Source organism: Chryseobacterium sp. FR054, from assembly GCF_056844565.1.
Genome location: NZ_JBXDSA010000007.1, coordinates 73,727 through 94,186, shown reverse-complemented (window position 1 = coordinate 94,186; position 20,460 = coordinate 73,727). Strand labels below are relative to the sequence as shown.

General features: G+C 38.5%; 17 protein-coding genes. All 17 read left to right on the top strand.

The annotated features are described in order from the left end of the window. Position 1: 1 nt before the first annotated feature. The 17 genes from AC106S_RS22555 to AC106S_RS22475 all read left to right on the top strand — a co-directional run bounded on the left by AC106S_RS22555 (position 2) and on the right by AC106S_RS22475 (position 20,451). Entirely contained in the window at positions 2 to 418 is a 417-nt protein-coding gene (locus AC106S_RS22555) for an arsenate reductase ArsC (protein WP_482442107.1), read from the top strand. Between the two features lie 118 nt (positions 419 to 536). Beyond that, the gene (gene glyA, locus AC106S_RS22550) at positions 537 to 1,805 is read left to right on the top strand and encodes a serine hydroxymethyltransferase (RefSeq protein ID WP_482442195.1); all 1,269 of its coding nucleotides are present in this window, start codon (positions 537 to 539) and stop codon (positions 1,803 to 1,805) included. Positions 1,806 to 1,862: 57 nt separating this feature from the next. Beyond that, positions 1,863 to 2,327: a regulatory protein RecX gene (locus AC106S_RS22545; RefSeq protein ID WP_482442106.1), complete on the top strand. Its 465-nt coding sequence runs from the start codon at positions 1,863 to 1,865 to the stop codon at positions 2,325 to 2,327. A gap of 43 nt (positions 2,328 to 2,370) precedes the next feature. Then, positions 2,371 to 3,453: a DegT/DnrJ/EryC1/StrS family aminotransferase gene (locus AC106S_RS22540; protein WP_482442194.1), complete on the top strand. Its 1,083-nt coding sequence runs from the start codon at positions 2,371 to 2,373 to the stop codon at positions 3,451 to 3,453. A gap of 131 nt (positions 3,454 to 3,584) precedes the next feature. Beyond that, the gene (locus AC106S_RS22535) at positions 3,585 to 5,513 is read left to right on the top strand and encodes a polysaccharide biosynthesis protein (RefSeq protein WP_482442105.1); all 1,929 of its coding nucleotides are present in this window, start codon (positions 3,585 to 3,587) and stop codon (positions 5,511 to 5,513) included. 36 nt (positions 5,514 to 5,549) lie between these two features. Further along, positions 5,550 to 6,368: a polysaccharide biosynthesis/export family protein gene (locus AC106S_RS22530; protein WP_482442104.1), complete on the top strand. Its 819-nt coding sequence runs from the start codon at positions 5,550 to 5,552 to the stop codon at positions 6,366 to 6,368. Positions 6,369 to 6,420: 52 nt separating this feature from the next. After that, the gene (locus AC106S_RS22525; protein WP_482442192.1) at positions 6,421 to 7,716 is read left to right on the top strand and encodes a nucleotide sugar dehydrogenase; all 1,296 of its coding nucleotides are present in this window, start codon (positions 6,421 to 6,423) and stop codon (positions 7,714 to 7,716) included. A gap of 63 nt (positions 7,717 to 7,779) precedes the next feature. Then, complete coding sequence (locus AC106S_RS22520; RefSeq protein WP_482442103.1) at positions 7,780 to 10,146, top strand: GumC family protein; 2,367 nt, start codon at positions 7,780 to 7,782, stop codon at positions 10,144 to 10,146. Positions 10,147 to 10,345: 199 nt separating this feature from the next. Further along, positions 10,346 to 11,638 (top strand): oligosaccharide flippase family protein, encoded by a 1,293-nt coding sequence (locus AC106S_RS22515; protein WP_482442102.1) that lies wholly within the window; start codon positions 10,346 to 10,348, stop codon positions 11,636 to 11,638. A 1-nt stretch (position 11,639) separates the two neighbouring features. Further along, positions 11,640 to 12,800: a non-hydrolyzing UDP-N-acetylglucosamine 2-epimerase gene (gene wecB / locus AC106S_RS22510; RefSeq protein WP_482442100.1), complete on the top strand. Its 1,161-nt coding sequence runs from the start codon at positions 11,640 to 11,642 to the stop codon at positions 12,798 to 12,800. Positions 12,801 to 12,802: 2 nt separating this feature from the next. Further along, positions 12,803 to 14,155, top strand: a complete 1,353-nt coding sequence (locus AC106S_RS22505) for an oligosaccharide repeat unit polymerase (protein ID WP_482442098.1) — start codon at positions 12,803 to 12,805, stop codon at positions 14,153 to 14,155. Between the two features lie 63 nt (positions 14,156 to 14,218). Continuing rightward, positions 14,219 to 15,343: a glycosyltransferase family protein gene (locus AC106S_RS22500; RefSeq protein ID WP_482442097.1), complete on the top strand. Its 1,125-nt coding sequence runs from the start codon at positions 14,219 to 14,221 to the stop codon at positions 15,341 to 15,343. A gap of 24 nt (positions 15,344 to 15,367) precedes the next feature. Further along, a complete protein-coding gene (locus tag AC106S_RS22495) occupies positions 15,368 to 16,495 on the top strand; it encodes a glycosyltransferase (RefSeq protein WP_482442095.1) in 1,128 nt (375 codons plus the stop codon). Positions 16,496 to 16,675: 180 nt separating this feature from the next. Then, a complete protein-coding gene (locus AC106S_RS22490) occupies positions 16,676 to 17,509 on the top strand; it encodes a 2OG-Fe(II) oxygenase (protein WP_482442094.1) in 834 nt (277 codons plus the stop codon). A 253-nt stretch (positions 17,510 to 17,762) separates the two neighbouring features. Beyond that, positions 17,763 to 18,587: a glycosyltransferase family 2 protein gene (locus AC106S_RS22485; protein ID WP_482442093.1), complete on the top strand. Its 825-nt coding sequence runs from the start codon at positions 17,763 to 17,765 to the stop codon at positions 18,585 to 18,587. Continuing rightward, positions 18,584 to 19,489: an NAD-dependent epimerase/dehydratase family protein gene (locus AC106S_RS22480; protein ID WP_482442092.1), complete on the top strand. Its 906-nt coding sequence runs from the start codon at positions 18,584 to 18,586 to the stop codon at positions 19,487 to 19,489. The genes AC106S_RS22485 and AC106S_RS22480 overlap by 4 nt, the downstream gene beginning before the upstream one ends. Continuing rightward, the gene (locus tag AC106S_RS22475) at positions 19,489 to 20,451 is read left to right on the top strand and encodes an MraY family glycosyltransferase (RefSeq protein WP_482442091.1); all 963 of its coding nucleotides are present in this window, start codon (positions 19,489 to 19,491) and stop codon (positions 20,449 to 20,451) included. The genes AC106S_RS22480 and AC106S_RS22475 overlap by 1 nt, the downstream gene beginning before the upstream one ends. Positions 20,452 to 20,460: the final 9 nt, after the last annotated feature.

Sequence of the window (20,460 nt, the reverse complement as noted above, 5' to 3'; positions counted from 1 at the left end):
AATGAAAAAAAAGATTCTCGTACTCTGTACAGGAAACAGTTGCAGAAGCCAGATGGCAGAAGGGTATTTAAAACATTTCTCCAAAGGTAAGGCTGAAATATACAGTGCCGGAATTGAAGCACACGGAGTAAATCCTGCAGCCATAGAAACCATGAAAAATGACGGTCTGGATATTTCACAGCAGACTTCTGATGCAATACACCGGTACAAAGATATAGCCTTTGATTTTGTGATTACAGTCTGCGACCATGCGAAAGAGAATTGTCCGTATCTTCCCGGCAGTGCAGAAGTTTTCCATCAGAATTTTCCGGACCCTGCAAAAGCCTCCGGAACAGAGACGGAAATCAAACAGCAGTTTGAGAAGGTCCGCAACAGGATTAAAAGCTATTGTGAGAAGTTTGTTAAAGAAAACCTTTAATCTGATGGCATAATCCCATAATCTGTAAAAGAATCAAGTGTAAAATCATATTTTCTGATGTTGAAATCTCAACGGAAATTCCGTACATTTGGGGTGGAAAATTTCAAAAACTAAAAGTATAATGGATATTATTTTCGACCTGATTGAAAAGGAAAGACAAAGACAATCCCATGGATTAGAACTTATTGCGTCAGAAAACTTTGTTTCTGAAAACGTAATGAAAGCAATGGGAAGCGTACTGACAAACAAATATGCGGAAGGGTACCCGGGTAAAAGATATTACGGGGGCTGTGAAGTAGTAGATGAGGTTGAAACACTGGCGATCAACAGAGCGAAGGAACTTTTCGGGGTGGACTATGTAAATGTTCAGCCGCATTCCGGATCTCAGGCCAATGCTGCCATTTATCTTGCGGTTTTGAAACCCGGAGACAAAATCATGGGAATGGATCTTTCTATGGGAGGACACCTTACTCACGGTTCAGGAGTAAACTTCTCCGGAATCCAGTATCAGGTGGTTTCTTACGGAGTAGAAAGAGAAACAGGACTTATTGATTACAACCAGATGAGAGAAGTAGCCCTTAGAGAAAGACCGAAAATGCTTATTGCCGGTTTCTCAGCGTATTCAAGAGATCTGGATTATGCTAAATTCAGAGAAATTGCCGACGAGATCGGGGCGACACTTTGGGCGGATATTGCTCACCCTGCAGGTTTAGTGGCAAAAGGACTGCTAAACTCTCCATTTGAGCACTGCCATGTAGTGACCACTACAACTCATAAGACTTTAAGAGGACCAAGAGGAGGAATGATCATGATGGGGAAGGATTTCGAAAATACATACGGCCACAAAACCCCGAAAGGAGAAACCAAAATGATGAGCCAGGTACTGGACGGAGCAGTTTTCCCGGGAATTCAGGGAGGTCCGCTGGAGCATGTTATTGCCGGTAAAGCAGTTGCTTTTGGTGAAGCGCTGGACGGGCAGTTTGAAACCTATGCTAAACAGGTTAAAGCCAATGCCCAGGCCCTTTCAAAAGCAATGATCGACAGAGGATTTGATATCGTGAGCGGAGGTACGGATAACCACTTAATGCTTGTAGACCTTAGAAATAAAGGCGTAAACGGTAAAGAAACCGAAAAGGCTTTAGTTCTTGCTGATATTACATGTAACAAAAATATGGTTCCTTTCGATGACAAGTCACCGTTTACCACATCCGGTATCAGACTGGGAACAGCCGCTATCACCACAAGAGGTCTTAAAGAAAACGATATGGATACTATTGCCGGATTGATTTCTGAGGTAGTAGACCATATCAAAAATGAAGAAGTTCTTGCTTCCGTTAAAAAGAAAGTGAATGAACTGATGGAAGGAAAGGCTTTGTTCAACTATTAATGATCATTTGAAATACAATATAAAGAATGGGCACCTGTCCATTCTTTTTTCATTATTATGGAGAAGAAATCTTTCACATTTGAGGAAATCAGGCAGAAAGTGGTGAACTATTGTGTTTACCAGGACCGCTGCCATGCCGAAGTGGAACAGAAAATGAAAGAGTTTTTACTGATTGATGAAGCAAAAGAAGAGATCATGCTGTATCTTCTGAAGGAAAACTTTCTGAACGAAGAACGTTTCACACGCAGCTATATCAGAGGTAAATTTTATATCAAACACTGGGGCCGGAATAAGATCAGAATGAATCTGAAACAGAAGCAGATTTCCGAAAGACTTATCAATACCTGTTTCGATGAAATAGATGAAGAGGATTATGAAAAAATGATCAGGAAAATTTACGAAGATTATGCTTCAAAGCAAAAAGGATTAAAAGAATATCAAAAAAAAGTGAAAACCATAAGATATTTGATGAGCAGAGGCTTTGAATATGAAAAAATAAATGATACTTTTGGAGAAACATAAATAGATATTGGAAAAACAGAAAATTTGGCTCTCACCGCCCCATATGGGAGGGAACGAGCTTCAATATATACAAAATGCATTTGATACCAACTGGATCTCCCAATACGGCTCGAATATAGATGAGTTTGAAAACGGTCTGGAGAAATATTTAGGGAATCATTCCCACGTTACAGCTTTGTCTTCCGGAACAGCTGCTATTCATCTTGCCCTGAGATTACTGAATGTGGAAGAAGGAGATTTTGTGATCTGCCAGTCATTTACTTTTGTGGCTTCTGCCAATCCCGTCCTGTATCTGAAAGCTGTTCCCGTATTTGTAGACAGTGAAAAAGAGACATGGAATATATGTCCCGATACACTGGAAGACGCTGTGAAATCCTGTATTCAGAGAGGGAAAAAACCGAAGGCAATCATTGCTGTTTCTTTATATGGAATGCCCTTCAAGGCAGATGAAATACTCAGCATTTCCCGGAAATATGAAATTCCGCTCATTGAAGACAGTGCAGAGGCGTTGGGCAGCAGGTATAAAGGACAGCTGTGCGGAACTTTCGGAGATCTTTCCGTTATCAGTTTTAACGGAAATAAAATTATCACCACGGGAAGCGGAGGAATCTTGATTTCCAGGAGTGAAGCAGATAAAAAGAAAGCTCTTTTTCTGGCCACACAGGCCAAAGATGATAAAGACTATTATTCTCACTCTGAAATAGGATATAATTACAGGATGGATAATATTTCAGCCGGAATAGGAAGGGGGCAGATGGAAACGCTTGATGAAAAGATCACAGGAAGGAGAGAAAATCATGATTTTTATCAGTCCTGTCTGAAGGATCATGAAAATATAGAACTGTTTTCCGAACCTGGCAGGGATTTTTTTTCCAACTACTGGCTCAATACGGTTATCCTGAGAAATGATTTTACGAAAGAAAAGCTTAGAGAGCAGTTTTCCCGGAATAATATAGAAACCAGGTACCTATGGAAACCTATGCATCTTCAGCCTCTCTATAAAGGATATGAGTTTTTTGGAAATAATCTTTCTGGTACACTTTTTGACCGTGGATTGTGCCTGCCGTCAGGAACCAATTTAACGGACGGTTGCAGAGAAAGAATTGCTGAAATCTTCAGAATATGAAATTCCCTAAATTTATTTATTAAAATTGAATAAAGATGGGATTTTATTTTAATTTTGTAACCATGCTTAAGAATTAATATTAATTAAAAAATTGGTTTTAGCCGTTTTAAATATGAACACAAATACAGACAATGTACAGCTCTTTTAGGAAAAAAATATTTGGAGGAGACAATGTTGTCAATCTCTCGGATGTAAGATATCTCCCCAGATGGATAATACTTGTAATAGATATTATTGTTCTGGTAATATCCCTGTTTCTTTCTACTTATACCATAGAGAAAATTACCCAGAAAGAATTTGTTTATCACGAAGATAAAAGTGTAGTTTTTACCTTTATTATTGTGATAAACACTATGTTTATGTACTTTTTCAAGACCTATGCAGGAATTATAAGACACTCTACTTTTATTGATCTTTTTAAACTCCTGATCTCATGTTTTTGTACCATGACAGTGGTGGGAGTGGTCAATCTTATTTATTTCTGGATCACAGGAGGGAAATTTATTTTGACTCCTTTTCTGGTTCTGTATTTCATTATCTCTTTTATGGGGCTTTTTCTTTTCAGGCTTTATGTAAAAGAATTTTTCCATATCGTAAGAGAATACAGGAGAAGTACTCTGAAAAAAAGAATTCTGGTGTTGGGAATCGATGAGCAGTCTATTGCCATTGCCCGTGCCATTCTGGATAACCCAAGCCTTCCTTATCAGGTGGTAGGCTTTTTGACTCAGAGAACAGACTCCAAAAGAGCATCCTTATTGGGAAAACCTATCTACGAAAAAAGAAAGATAGAAGAAGCCACAAAAGAAGATCTTATCATAGACGGGGTGATCATCGTTAAAGAAATGATGTCTAAAGACGAGATGAATTCCTGGGTGAACTTATTTTTAGAAAAAGACCTCAATATATTCAAAGCACCTTCTGTACAGAAACTGAGGGACAGCGATCTGGGAGGATCCATCAGGAATCTTCAGATTGAAGATCTTCTTAACAGAAAACCGATCAAAATAGAAAATGAAGAGGTAAAAAGCAGGCATTTCAATAAAAATGTACTGGTAACAGGCGGGGCCGGTTCTATCGGCAGTGAGATCGTAAGACAGGTTGCCCAGTTTAATCCGGCATTAATTGTTGTTCTGGATCAGGCAGAAACACCACTGTATGATATAGAACTGGAAATGAAAGAGAAATTTCCCCACATCAGGTTCAAATTTGTTCTGGCCGATGTTTCCAATATCCATAGAGTGGAACCGCTGTTCCAGACCTATAACTTTTCTATGGTGTACCATGCGGCGGCTTACAAGCATGTTCCTTTGGTTGAAGAAAATCCTAATGAGGCGATCCGTGTCAATGTTCTGGGATCCAAAAATATAGCCGTGCTGTCCAGCCGTTATAAAGTCAACAGGTTTGTTATGATTTCTACCGATAAAGCGGTGAATCCTACTAATGTGATGGGAGCTTCCAAAAGAGCAGCTGAACTTTTCGTACAGTCTTTACAGCATGTGGAAGGAAACACAACCAAATTTATTACGACAAGGTTCGGAAACGTACTGGGATCAAACGGATCGGTTATTCCTCATTTCAAAAAACAGATTGAAGCCGGCGGGCCGGTTACCATCACCCATCCGGATATTGTAAGGTATTTTATGACCATACCGGAAGCATGCGAACTTGTTCTTCAGGCAGGAACAATGGGGCAGGGTGGAGAGATCTTTGTCTTTGATATGGGAGAACCTGTGAAAATCCTGGATCTGGCAAGAAGAATGATTAAGCTGTCAGGGTTTGAACCTAATATTGATATTAAAATCATCTATACCGGATTAAGGCCGGGTGAAAAACTCTATGAGGAACTGTTGAGCGACAATGCAAAAACACTGCCTACCCATAATGAAAAGATTATGATCTCTAAAGATCCTACAATGGAATTTATAGAAATAGAGAGCCTGACCAACCTCATTACAGAAGCTTCCGTAATGAAAGATAAAGTAGAAGTGGTAAAGATTCTGAAGTCCATTGTTCCTGAATTCAGAAGCAATAATTCGATCTATGAGATTTTGGATAAATAAAAAAATATAAATGTATATTTGTACAATTTTTAAGATATGAAGGGTAAAGTTTTAACTATATTTTGCGCATTGGTACTGGTTTCCTGTAAAACCAACCAGAAAACTCACAATGATCTGAACTATATGCAGAATATAGAAAATGTAGCAATAGAGTCATCTGCAAAAAACTCCAATTCCACCATTCAGGTTGGAGACCAGCTGGTAATTCTTATTACGGCAAAAGATATGGATGTGGTAAAACCATTCAATCAGAATTATTCGTCATCAGAGATGATTCAGAGCAACATTACTGCCGGAGGAAATACACCGAACCAGGGAATGACTTCAATAGCAGGCCCTACTTATATTGTAGATTCCAATTCAAATATCGACTTTCCGATTCTGGGAGCCATCAATACAACCGGAAAAACTTTAATAGACCTAAAGGCTGAACTTAAGGAGAGAATGGAAAAATATGTCATTAATCCGACAGTAAATATCAGGCTGGCCAACTTTAAAGTAACCGTTCTTGGAGAAGTAAACAGACAGGGGGATTATACCATTGCCAATGGCCAGGGAACAATTTGGAACGCTTTAGGTCTGGCAGGAGATCTTACCATGTACGGAAAAAGAGAAGATGTTCTGGTAATAAGAACAGAAAACGGTACTGTTACTCACGGGAAAGTAAACCTGCAGGATGCTAACCTTATCAATTCTCCATTTTATAATCTTAAACAGGGAGATGCCATTATTGTGCCTGCCAACAACACCAAAGATATACAGTCAAAACAAAACCCGAATACCACTCTGTATTTAACGGCGGCATCTATCGCAATTACAGCAGCAGCAGTAGTCGTAAGCCTGATCAAAAAATAAAAACTAACATGAAACTTTTTGCCAAAGTTGCAATCAATAATATCAATAAAAAATAATGAAGTCTTATAAAATAGCAATTATTGGTCAGGGATATGTAGGTCTTCCATTGGCACTCGAATTTGCAGATCAGTTCCCGGTACTGGGTTTTGATATCAATTCGGAGAGAATTAAACAGCTTAATGAAGGCTTTGATATTACCTGTGAAGCTGATAGCGGGAAACTTACCGGAAAGCTGAATGCCTATAAGACATCATCCGGAAAAACCGGGTATAAAGCCACTGACGACCTGGCTGAAATATCAGATTCCAATATCTATATTGTAACTGTTCCTACGCCTATCGATCAATATAATGCTCCCGATCTTAAACCACTTCTTTCCGCATCAAAAATGCTGGGCGGAATTATAAAAAAAGGAGATATCGTCATTTATGAATCTACGGTTTTCCCTGGTTGTACGGAAGAAGAATGCGTACCTGTACTAGAACAGTACTCCAGTCTGAAATTCAACGAAGATTTTTTCGTAGGCTATTCCCCTGAAAGAATCAATCCCGGAGATAAAATCAATACCCTGACTTCCGTAATGAAGGTAACCTCCGGTTCTACCCCTGAAATTGCGACAGAAGTTGATAACTTATACAAAAAAATAATTACCGCAGGAACACACCTTGCTCCGAATATTAAAGTTGCAGAAGCTTCAAAAGCCATAGAAAATGCACAGAGAGATGTTAATATTTCATTTGTAAATGAACTCGCTCTGATATTCGACAGAATAGGAATTGACACCACTGATGTATTAGAGGCTGCCGGTACAAAATATAACTTCCTGAAATACAAACCGGGGCTGGTAGGCGGTCACTGCATATCTGTGGATCCCTATTATCTGGCTCATAAAGCAGAACAGCTGGGGTATCATCCGGATGTCATTTTATCCGGCCGCCGTGTAAACGATTCCATTGCCAAATTTATTGCTTCCAAAGTAGTAAAACTATTGATTGCAAAGGGAGGAATAATTAAAAACTCCAGAGCACTGATTCTGGGAGTTACTTTTAAAGAAAACTGCCCGGATATCCGGAATACTAAAGTTTTCGATATATACAGAGAACTTCTTGATTATGGCATTGAGGTAGAACTTTACGACCCGTGGGCCAACAGTGACGAAGTGAAAAAAGAATATGGGATTAATCTACTGAATGATCTGAGTAATCGTACCCCATACGATTCAATTATTATTGCTGTTTCTCATAAAGAATTCCTTACCATGAATCTGGAAAATTTAAAGAATGAAAATACAATAGTATTTGACACCAAATCATGCCTAGACCGAAATATGGTGGATGCCAGATTATAATTTTAAATAAATTATCTTTACATCAATTGCTATTTTCATATCCATAATACAATATTATTTTAAATGAATAATTCAACAACAGACGAATCATTAAATAAAGAAATCAATATACGGGAAACCATTAAACCTTACTTTAAATACTGGGTATGGTTTATCATTATGCCCGTTATTACCCTGTTTCTTGCTTATGTCTATTTAAAATTTACAACTCCCGTTTTCAATATAAAGTCAACAGTTCTTATTAAAGATGCCAAAAGTACACCTTCAGTTGGAGGAGATTTTTCGGTTTTGCAGGATCTTTCCGGATTGAAGGGAATGGGTACCAACAGTATCGAAAATGAAATAGAAATTTTCAGATCCAAAAAACTGATTCAGGATGTAGTGAATACCCTGAACCTTCAGACCACCATCTTTGCCAAGCAGGGAGTGAAAGTAGTAGAATTATATAATGATACAGCTCCTTTTGAGATCAGGGTAATTAATGAAAAACCATTTGTAGATCTTCCTAATGAACCGTTTCATATCAAGCTTTCACAAAACAGTTTTACCTTAAAGTCGGAAGAACTGCACAAAGAAATTACCTCCGAATACGGTAAGACCATCAGTCTGCCGTATGCTAATATCATGATTGTAAAGAACCCGAAGTTCAACAAAGCAAAAGCAGGTAAGCTTGAAGACTTTACATTCAGCTATTCCAATAAAGAAGGAACCGTAAACAGACTTCAGAAAATACTGGCCGTAAGTCTGGTAAATAAAGATGCAACCGTTATCGGCCTGTCTATGAACTATCAGAATACAGATAAAGCCAAAGACATCCTTAATAACCTGGTAAAGGTTTACAATAATGACGCAATAAAAGATAAGAACTCAGAGTCTGAGATTACACGCCGGTTTATTGATGAGAGAATCAATATCATTGCCAACGATTTAGGTGAGGTGGAAAACCGTAAAGAACGTTTTAAAAGCTCCAATCAGATCACGGATCTTGCTACTGAAGCCAAAATAGGACTGGAAAGTTCTGCCGAAGCCCGTGCAAAACAGATTGAGGTAGACTCTCAGCTGGATCTTACCAATGCCCTGATCGGATTTATGACCAAGCAGGGGAACGGGCAGGTACTTCCTACCAACGTAGGCCTTCAGAGCCAGGAAGCGGCCAATGGGATCGCAACATACAACCAGCTGGTGATCGAGCGTAACAGATTGCTGGAAAATGCAACCCCTCAGAACCCATTGGTGATAGACCTGAATAATCAGATCTCCGCGATGCGGTCTTCCGTGATGGAAAGCCTTAATAAAAGCAGAACAGGACTTCAGTTTGCTAAAAACCAATATCTTTCGGAACAAAATAAAGTATCTTCAAGAATACAGAAGATCCCTACTCAGGAAAAACTTTTCAGAGATATAGAAAGACAGCAGCAGATCAAAGAAAGCCTGTACCTTCTGTTGCTTCAGAAAAGAGAAGAAACTGCTATCTCATTAGCCGTAACTGCGGATAAAGCAAGAATTGTTGATTATGCCTACGCTTCACCAAAGCCGGTAGCGCCTAAGAAGATGATGGTGTTCCTCGGAGCTCTTGTATGTGGATTATTACTGCCATTCCTGATCATTTATTTTAGAGAATTACTAAACAATAAAGTTAAAACAAAACACGATCTTGAAACACTGGCTGATGAAAAACCGGTTATCGGCGAAATTCCAAGACTGGTAAAAGGACAGCCTGAGCTGATACAGATGAATGACCTGTCTCCAATGGCAGAAGCCTTCAGAATCCTGATCACGAATATGAATTTCATGCTTCCTAAAAAGAAGGCTAAGGTGGTATTTGTTACCTCTACCGTAAAAGGAGAAGGAAAAACCTTTATATCGGTTAATTTAGCGTTGGCTATGGCCACACCGAATAAGAAGGTAATCATCATCGGATCCGATATCAGAAATCCTCAGCTGCAGAGATACAATCCTGCAAGAAAAGGACTGAGAGGGCTTACAGAGTTTTTATATGACAGCCAGACCTCACTGCAGGATATTATTCATGTCTCTACATTTAATCCTTATCTGGATGTAATCTATTCAGGAAGTATTCCGCCAAACCCTACTGAGCTTTTAACTAACGGCCGATACGAAATACTACTGGAACAGCTGAAAACCCAGTATGACTATATCATCCTGGATACAGCTCCGCTGATGCTGGTAACAGATACATTCCTGTTCGCGGAAATGGCCGATGCTACCCTTTACGTAACACGTTCTCAGTATACAGAAAAAGCACTCGTTGAATTTGCCAACAGCAATATTGAAAGCGGAAAAATCAAAAATGTCGGATTTGTTCTGAACGATGTAGACCGAGATTATTTTGGTTATGGTAATAAATACGGCTACGGATACGCTGCTGAAGAAAAAAGCTGGTTCGATAGATTAAAAGACCGGTTTTAAACTCTGAAGCTGGCAGCAGTTCCAAAATAATAACGGAAAAAAACTATAAACATAGATTACTTAATATTCTGATAACCGGCTATTAAGTAATCTATATTTGTGAAGAAACACTTTTATTTAGAATAGAAATATAAAGCGGAAAACATTTTAATAATTTTTAAGACAGATCTATCACTCTTTGTTAATCAAACAGAACACATTGAAGAATAAAATAAATAATATACTGGCTTTACCACATATTCAGAGGTTTGTTAAAAGTGCTTCATGGTCTTTGATCGGGACAGTATCCGGTAAGACTTTAATGCTGGTCGCTTTTATCATTGTAGCCAGGATTATCGGGAAAGAAGAATATGGTAAAATAGGGGTATTGCGCTCTACCATTACCATGTTTATGGTTTTTTCCAGTATGGGGATGGGGCTTACTGCGGCACGCTATGTGGCGTATTACAGGAACAGTAACAGGGAAAAAGCGTATCAGATCCATAAGGCTTCTAATCAGGTAGCCTTAATTTTCGGACTGGTCATATCAGTTGTTGTTCTTCTTTTTAACAGGCAGATCTCCGATTCATCCTTTGGTTCACCGGAATTATCATACTCATTGAAACTGACAGTTATCGCCCTCTTCTTCAGTACGATTTCCAGCGCACAGAGCGGAACTTTAACCGGATTTGAGGATTTCAAAAGATTAGGAATCAATAATTTAATTTACGGTGTCGCCCAGTTTTTTTTAATCATACTCGGAGCCTATTTCTGGGGAGCAGACGGAGTCATTATTTTTCTGGGAATTTCAGCGGCTATATTCGTAGGGCTTAATCAGATTTCCATCAACAGGCATTTTGGTTCCGTATTTAAAAATATCAAAGCATTCACCCCGGAAATAAAAAATATTTTTATAAAATTCTCTCTTCCCGCCATGTTGTCAACCTTTGTAGCAATGCCTGTCATATGGCTGGGCAAAGCTTTACTGGTAAGAACCAACGGATTTGGAGAAATGGCTATTTTCGATGTTTCGGAACAATGGTATCTGATGGTGCTGTTTATTCCCAATTCAATAGGAGCGATTATTTTACCGATGCTTTCCAATACCTTATCAGAAGACTCCGGAACACAGTATAATAAACTGCTGAAGCTGAATCTTTTAGTAAACTGTGTTGTAGTAACTGTTTTAACGCTGATTATTATAGTTCTGGCACCGTTTATCCTTAAACTGTACGGAAGCAGTTTTACCAGCTATCTTCCGCTACGGATTCTGCTTGTGGCTGCCATACTTCAGACGATTAACAGTGTATTGGGGCAGGTTATAGCCAGTAAAGCCAAAATGTGGCTCGGATTTGGTGTAAATCTGTTCTGGGGAATCTGTTTTCTTACAATAGCTTATATATTTGTAGAATATATGCATCTGGGTGCGTTGGGATTAAGTTATGCATTTTTGCTGAGCTACCTCATCCATTCAGTTGTACAGGGGGTTATCACCTTTAAAATTATAATTTAATATGAAAAAAGTTCTTATCGTATTCGGTACGCGTCCGGAAGCAATAAAAATGGCACCGCTGGTCAATAAATTCCAGCAGTACCGCGATACCTTTGAAACTTCTGTTTGTGTTACCGGGCAACACCGGGAAATGCTTGACCAGGTATTGAGATTATTCGAAATCGTGCCGGATTTTGATCTTTCCATTATGAAAGAAGGACAGGATTTATATGACGTAACGTCCACTGTGCTGGTTAAAATGCGTGATGTACTCAGTGAAGTAAAGCCGGATGTGGTTCTTGTACACGGAGATACAACCACTTCTATGGCCGTTGCACTGGCTTCTTTCTATCAGAAAATACCCGTAGCTCACGTAGAAGCCGGTTTAAGAACTCATAATATTTACAGCCCGTGGCCTGAAGAGATCAACCGACAGTTGACCGGAAGGATTGCAGAATATCATTTTGCACCCACCCAGCTTAGCCGCCGGAACCTTCTGAATGAAAATGTGTCGGATGATAACATTGCAATAACAGGAAATACGGTGATTGATGCACTGCAGTGGGTGGTTCAGAAAATAGAAAACAACAGGCAGCTGTCAGCGGAAATCGGTGAAATGCTGAATAACTTAGGCTATGATTATCTTCGTCTGAAAGATGGTAAACGCCTCGTTCTGATTACAGGCCACCGCCGTGAAAACTTCGGCGAAGGATTTATCAATATCTGTAAGGCATTAAAAGCTTTGGCCAATCTGTATCCTTCAGTGGATTTTATTTATCCGATGCACCTAAACCCAAATGTCAGAAAGCCTATTAACGAGGTTTTTGGAGAAGACAAACCGGACAATATATTTTTCATTGAACCTCTGGACTACCTGCCCTTTATCTATCTGATGAAGCAGAGCTATCTGGTCCTTACAGACAGCGGGGGAATCCAGGAAGAAGCGCCGGGGTTAGGAAAACCTGTTCTGGTAATGCGGGACAATACCGAACGTCCGGAAGCTGTGGAAGCAGGTACCGTTCAGCTTGTAGGAACACAGTATGATAAGATTGTTAAAGGGGTTTCCCAGCTATTGGATGATGAGAATCACTACAACTCTATGTCAAAGGCCAATAATCCGTATGGTGACGGTAAATCCAGCGACAGGATCATAGAATTTCTTCTTAAAAAACTAAAAAATTAATAATGACATTTGCAGGATATTTTGCAATATTTTTCTTGCTGGCAACGGTTGTAAACAAAGGATTTAAAGCAATTACCGATCCTTTTTTTTGCATGAATATGATATTCCTGTTCTTTTTCGGAATAAAACAGGACCTGGAACTTGATGAAAATCAGGAACTCTTGCTGTTGCTTTCATTTATTATTTTCATGACAACAGTTTTTATCGTCCGGAGAAGACCGCATAAAAAGATCGTTAATTTTATTAATAACAAGAATGCAGCCTTTCATAAATTTGCCATAAAACCCCTGCTGCCCAGGCAGCAGTTCTATCTGTTTCTGATCGTACTGCTGTATGTTGTTCTGGATTTTTCATTCAATACATGGCTCTACGGGTCATTTGATAAGGCGGCTACGCGGTTTTATTCCAGGTTGCCGGAGAAAGAAGATGTGCCCTCATTCCTTACCATTATTCTTTTTTCGTTATACTCGCTGTCGTCCCTTATACTGTTCGTTTTAAGTTATAATAACGCAAGATTTAAAACCTCTTCTTTATACCTCAACCTCAGCTTTTTTGCCTTAGCACTTGCTGCCTTTCCAAGAGGAACAAGAGGGGCCATTATCTCATTGCTGATTATTATTATTCTGGCCAATATCATTGTAAGCATCCGGAATAATAGTTTTGGTTTTAAAAAATTATTTCTCAATATAAAGTTTCTGTTCCCGGCGGGTATTGTCTTACTGATGTTCCTGGCGTTATCGTCAATACGGAACAAAAGAATTGATAACCTTGAAATGCTTCAGACCACCATTTCTGAGATGGATTTTTCACAGTCTCAGAAAGAATACAATTCCGTGGAGGGAGATCTGCTATTAACGGATTACAACAAATGTATAGATACTTTCGGCTCAACCGTTGATTTTTTACCTCTGGATTATACTTTAAGAGCCGTACTCTTCAATCCCATCCCACGAAGTTTATGGAAAGATAAGCCTGTGGGTTTCGGGGTCGCTTTAACGGAAGTGAAATTCGGAGGACAGAATTTTGATTATCAGCATCTGGCAGAACACAAATGGTCGAATGCAGCAGGGGTAGCCGGAGAAGGCTGGGCAAACGGGGGAATCCTGGGCCTTATTTTATATTCTTTGCTGATGGGACTGTATGCAGGATTACTCACAAAGGTTGTGGATACCTTTTTATTATCCGACAATTATGTGTCATTACTGATTGCGCTTTTGTGTTTCCTGGGATCCCTGCTTACCATTAGGGGAGATATTCTGGCCGGGATTACACAGGGGCTTTATCCTATACTTTTTTTCCTGGTCATCCTGTTTATACTTCAGCCGTTCGTAAAATACAGATTCAGATTCAGATAAATGAGAAGAGGCTATTTCTTTATAGAATAGATCCTGAAATATAAAAATGACAAAAGAATACATATGAAAAAGGTTTTAATCATTCACAAAAATACGATCGAAAATGAACCGCCTACCCAGATGGTTATTCAGCATCTGGTAGATCTGGGCGTTTCTGTTAAACTGGTAACATTAGGCGTAAATGATTATTGGAAGAAGGATTTTGAAAATAAAGGCGTTGAATTTAAAGATTTGGGACTCGGTTCTTTTGTTACTCTGAAGAAAAGATCTTTAACACAAAAATTAGGAACCTGGCTGAAATACAGAAAAGAAGTTCTGAAAGAACTGTCCCTGCCTGAAAATAAAGACAGCATCGTATGGTTTGTAGACGCAGACAGTATGGCTCCATTACTTTTCAGTAATATTTTCAGTCAGATCAAATATGTAATGCATATCCTGGAGATGTATGACCATTCATCATTCTACCGGTATGTCCTGAATAAATATATTCCGGCTTCAAAAAGGCTGATTGTCTGTGAAGAAAACAGAGCGGCCATTTTCAACCTGTGGTTTAAGCCTCCGCAATATCCTGTCGTTCTTCCTAATAAACCTTATAAACTGCTGGATAATAAAGCATCAGGACAGTTTCTGAAAGACAGTTATCCCGATCTGTATGACAGCCTGATAAAAAACAACCGTAAAATAATACTCTACCAGGGACTGATTTCCCCGGAAAGAGACCTTACCTTTATTCTTAAAGCGGTAAACGAACTCGGAGATGACTTTATTCCGGTAATTATGGGACGTGATTTTGGGATGCTGGACCATTACAAAAAGATATGCCCGCGTCTGGTACATATATCCTTTATCCCTTCGCCACAGCATTTGTATATCACTTCACTGGCAAGAATCGGGATCCTGATGTATGATCCTATCTCGCTGAACCAGATCTTCTGTGCCCCCAATAAAATTTTTGAATATTCAGGATATGGCGTGCCCATGATCGGTAACAACATTCCCGGACTGTCTGTTCCGTTTCAGAAATTCAGTTGTGGCAAGATCTTTGGTACTAGCAATGATACCGCAGAGATAAAACAGATCATTCTTGATATTGATCAGAACTTTGATCAGTATTCCAGGAATTCCCATGTTCTGTTTAATGCGGTAGACAATAAAACAATTATTAAATCAGTTTTGGAAGAATTTTAAAGGCTTTCCCTATCACCACACCAGATGAATTTAATTATTAACACAACCACATTAAGCGGGACCGGAGTTACACAGGTAGCTGTTTCATTTATTTATGAATGTATTGCCTTTCCAGAAAACACCTATCACGTTTTTTTAGGTCAGGCCGTTTCAAAGGAAATTAATGTAAAAGACTTTCCGGATAATTTTCACTTCTATGAATTTGAAGGTCATCCCATCTACGGATTAAAAGGCTGGTCGATCAGAAAAAGGCTCAGACAGCTGGAAAATGAGATCAGTCCGGATGTGATGTTCACGGTTTTCGGACCTGCATGCTGGACACCCAAAACTAAAAATATTTCTGGATTTGCCAAGTCGGATCTCGTTTATCCGGAATCTCCTCTGTTTAAAAAAATACCGTTTAAAAATGTATTACAGATAAAATTTACCAAAATCATGCACCGTTTCTTCCTGAAAAGAAATGGAAAGTATTTTGTCTGTGAAACTGAAGATATGTCCGAAAGACTCTCCGGGTTTTTAAAGGTTGACCGGTCAAAAGTCTTTACCGTAAGCAATACATACAATAAATATTTTGAAACAGAAAGTGCTTTGGGAAATAAGAAGCTGTTGCCGGAACCGGGAGAAAATGAATACAGGTTCTTGACTTTAGCCTCTTTTCAGATCCATAAAAACCTTACGGTACTGAATGAAGTAATCCCTATTCTGAATAAAAAAGATCTCCCAAAGGATTTTAAATTTATCCTTACAGTTGATCCTGCCATATACGAACAGAACTTTACTGAAGAAGCCAGGAAAAGGATAATCAATCTGGGAAGAATAGAAGTAAAGGATTGTCCGCAGTTATATTCAGAATCTGATGCTCTCTTTTTACCAACACTCATTGAGGCTTTTTCTGCGAATTATCCGGAGGCTATGAAAATGGAAATTCCGGTTGTGACATCAAACTACTCATTTGCTACAACCATCTGTGAAAATGCAGCCCTTTATTTTGACCCTCTCGATCCGGAAGATATTGCATCAAAATTAATACAAATAGCTAGTGATGAAAAACTCTCCGAACAACTGGTTGAAAATGGAAAAGAAAGACTGAAGGTTTTTGGAAATGCCAGAACAAGAGCCCAAAGATATCTGGAGGTATTTAAATCCCTGTAAATTGTCAATGAATAAAGACATTTTCGTCTTTACCTGAATACTTATTATTATTTTAACATACATCGAAGTTTTATTTTTTATTTTGGTAATGATAAATCTCTGGTTTGATTTATCAGAATGTCAACAAAAGGAATAATATTTTTGATTAATTTTATCAAAAGAATTTTAAAAAAAATAAGCATGAAAAGAAATGAATATGCTGACCTGATCGTAAAAAAGTTAGCCGAAAAAAAAGAAGAATACAAGAAAGAATTTAATTTACCGGATCGTATCAATTCATGTGTTATAGACGATCTGTTGCCGGAAGATGTAGCGAAAGAAATTTATGATGCCTTTCCTACACCGGAAGAAATGACGACATATAAATCTTTGAGAGAAAATAAAAGAATTGCAGCACAAATGGATTTATACAATCCGCTGCTGGAAGAAATTGTATTTGCTTTCCAGGACCAAAGAGTAATTGATATCGTTGAAGAAATTACAGGACTTAAAGAAATGACACCCGATTCCAATTTATACGCAGGAGGAATCAGCCTGATGGCTAAAGGAAATTTCCTTAACCCGCACCTGGATAATTCGCATGATAACGACCGCGAAAATTACAGAGTTCTTAATCTGTTATATTACGTAACACCGGATTGGGACGTGAAAAACGGAGGAAATCTGGAACTGTGGGATAACGGTATGGATCATCCGCAAAGAACCATTCATTCAAAGTTCAACCGTCTGGCTTTAATGATTACCAATAAAACATCAATCCATTCTGTAAGTAAAGTGATTGTTGATCATAAAAGATGTTGTGTGTCAAATTATTATTTCTCGCAGAAACCAGCTGAAAAAGAAGAATATTTCCATGTAACTTCATTCTATGGAAGACCGGAAGAGCCTGTTAAAAATGTTCTGCTGAGAGCTGATGCCCTGCTGCGCCAGACTGTTCGCAGTGTAACAGGAAAGCGTATTGTAAAGACACAGCACATTTACAAGAAAAAAGATGATAATGAAAATAAAGATTAATCAGTCTCTTGTACCCCTGAATGATTAATTGTAAGTATTTAAAGCCATAGAAAAGTAGCTTTGAAGTTTTCATCTTAAAAACTCAAATCAAATCTGTTAGAATTTTTTAATGGATTTGATTTTGTTATATCCAGGTAACCCATATTATTTGAAGAATAAATAACTTATGCCCAAAATACAGAAGGGAAAGTAGATTGAAAAAATCTGGAAATACTTGGATGTATTTAAATCTATTTAATTTTAAACCAGTTAAATGTTTGTAACCGCCAGCATAGTTTGCTACAGAAATGACCGGAAAATCCTTCTGGAAGCTATTGACAGTTTCCTCAATTCAGAAACAGATTTTCCCCTGTTTTTATACCTGGTAGACAATTCTCCCACGGATGAGCTGAAGACCATTACCAGCCATCCGAATGTGGAATATATTTTTAATCCTTCCAATCCGGGATTTGGTGCAGCACATAATATTGCGATCAAAAAAGCAATGGAGAAAAACAGCCGGTATCATTTGGTACTTAATCCTGATGCTTACTTTGATGAGAAAACCCTGCAGAAACTTGTCGATTACCTGAAAAACAATCCTGAAATAGGAAATATAATGCCTAAGGTGCTTTATCCTGACGGTAAAATACAGCGTCTGTGTAAATTATTACCCACCCCTTACGACTGGATCGGGCGAAGATTCAACCCTTTCAAAGGAATGGTTGAAAAAAGAAATGAAATCTTCGAAATGAGATTTACCGGCTACGATAAAGTGATGGATGTTCCTTATCTTTCAGGATGCTTTATGTTTTTAAAACTTGATGCCTTACACCAGATCGGACTTTTTGACGAAGGGATCTTTATGTACGGAGAAGAAACAGACCTGTGCAGAAGGCTGATAAGCGGAGGGTACAGAACCGTTTACTATCCCGAAGTTCATATCTATCACCATTTTGAAAAAGGTTCCCATAAATCCTGGAGACTTACAAAAATCGGAATGCAGTCTGCCATTTATTATTTTAACAAATGGGGGTGGTTCTTTGACAGCGGCAGAAAGAAAATCAATAAAGAAACCCTTAAAGCTCTGGGTAAATGAAAATAGCTGTTTTTGGAAGTTCCGGCTTTATCGGCAAAAATCTGGTAAGCGCTTTACAGCAGGATTTTAGTGTCCGGGAAATTTCTTTACGGAATCCTGAATGGGAAAAAAATCTGGATAAAGAAACAGAGGTTTTTATTAATCTTGTAGGAAAAGCACATGATCATCAGGGCACTGCAACTGAAAAAGATTATTATTTTGCCAATGTAGAACTGGCTAAGAACCTCTTTGATGCTTTCAGAAAATCAGATGCCGAACTGTTTATTCATATCAGTTCACTGGCCGCACTGGAAGAATTTGAATCCGCTAAACCATTAGTGGAAACAGACCCCTGTCATCCTGTTTCACTTTACGGGAAAAGTAAAAGAGAAGCCGAAGAGTGGCTGTTGAAACAGACCTTACCGGATGATAAGAAGCTTATTATCATTCGTCCGCCAATGGTTCACGGGCCGGGAGATAAAGGAAACTTAGGACTGCTGTATAAGATCATTTCAAAAGGAATTCCCTATCCGCTGGCTTCGTTCAACAATGAAAGATCGTTTATCTCTATCGGTAACTTTATCTTTTATATAAAGCAGATCATTCGGAAATACCATAATTTAAACAATGGTATTTATCATATTGCAGATGATGAAACTGTTGCCACCGGCGAAATTATTGAAGTCATAAAAAAAGTGGAAAATCTGAAGATTCCTAATATCAGTCTTCCGAAATTTCTGGTGAAAGGAATTGCAAAATGTGGAGATTTCCTGCCGCTTCCTTTAAATACAAAAAAATTAAAAAAACTCACCAATAACCTGCTTGTCTCCAATCAGAAGATAAAAACGGCCTTACAGATTGATCAATTGCCTTCAACAGCAAAAGAAGGTTTAGAACTTACTATTAAAAGTTTCAAAAAATAATGGAATATATACTCGTCACTCTGATATTATTTATTTCAATTCTGATCTATTTCAGAATAGCCGATAAATACAATATCATAGATAAACCCAATCACAGAAGTGCCCATACACAGATTACCCTAAGAGGCGGAGGGATTATTTTTCCCGTGGCATTCATTGTTTTTACTCTGTTCAACTTCAATTCAGCCGTTGAAAACTACTGGTCATTCGGTCTTGGGCTTCTTGCCATATGTACCATAAGTTTTATTGATGACATCCGTACTCTTTCCAATAAGATAAGACTGGCTGTTCATCTGATTTCAGTTGTTCTGCTGCTGTATTTCACAGGTGCCTTTACTTTAATGCCTTTCTGGGTGTGGCCGATACTGTTTATCCTTATCATCGGTACCCTGAATGCCTACAATTTTATGGATGGAATCAACGGAATGACCGGAATGTACAGTCTGGTTACACTGGCTTCCTTAGCCTACATCAACCAGGAGGTCATCCAGTTTACAGATCGCGATTTTATCCTGTATCCTGTACTGGCATGTCTGGTATTTCTGTTCTTTAATTTCAGAAAAAAAGCCAAATGTTTTGCCGGTGATGTCGGAAGTATGGGAATCGGTTTCTGGGTGATAGGACTGATTACCCTGCTGATCATGAGAACCGGGGAATATAAATTTATCCTGCTGCTGGCCATCTACGGAATGGAAGTGGTCTTAACGATTATTGAAAGAATCCTCTTAAAAGAAAATATTTTTGAAGCGCACAGAAGACATCTCTACCAGCTTTTTGCGAATGAGAAAAAAGTTTCCCATTTGGTGATAAGCACTGTATATGCTCTGGCTCAGCTAGTGGTTAATTTATTTTTAATTCATTCACAATTTCCGCTTTGGACGGTTATTTTGATTATATTTATCCCGGCAGGAGCACTCTATCTGGGATTAAAATGGAGCCTGAAAAAAGAATATAATTTATAGATATAAAAA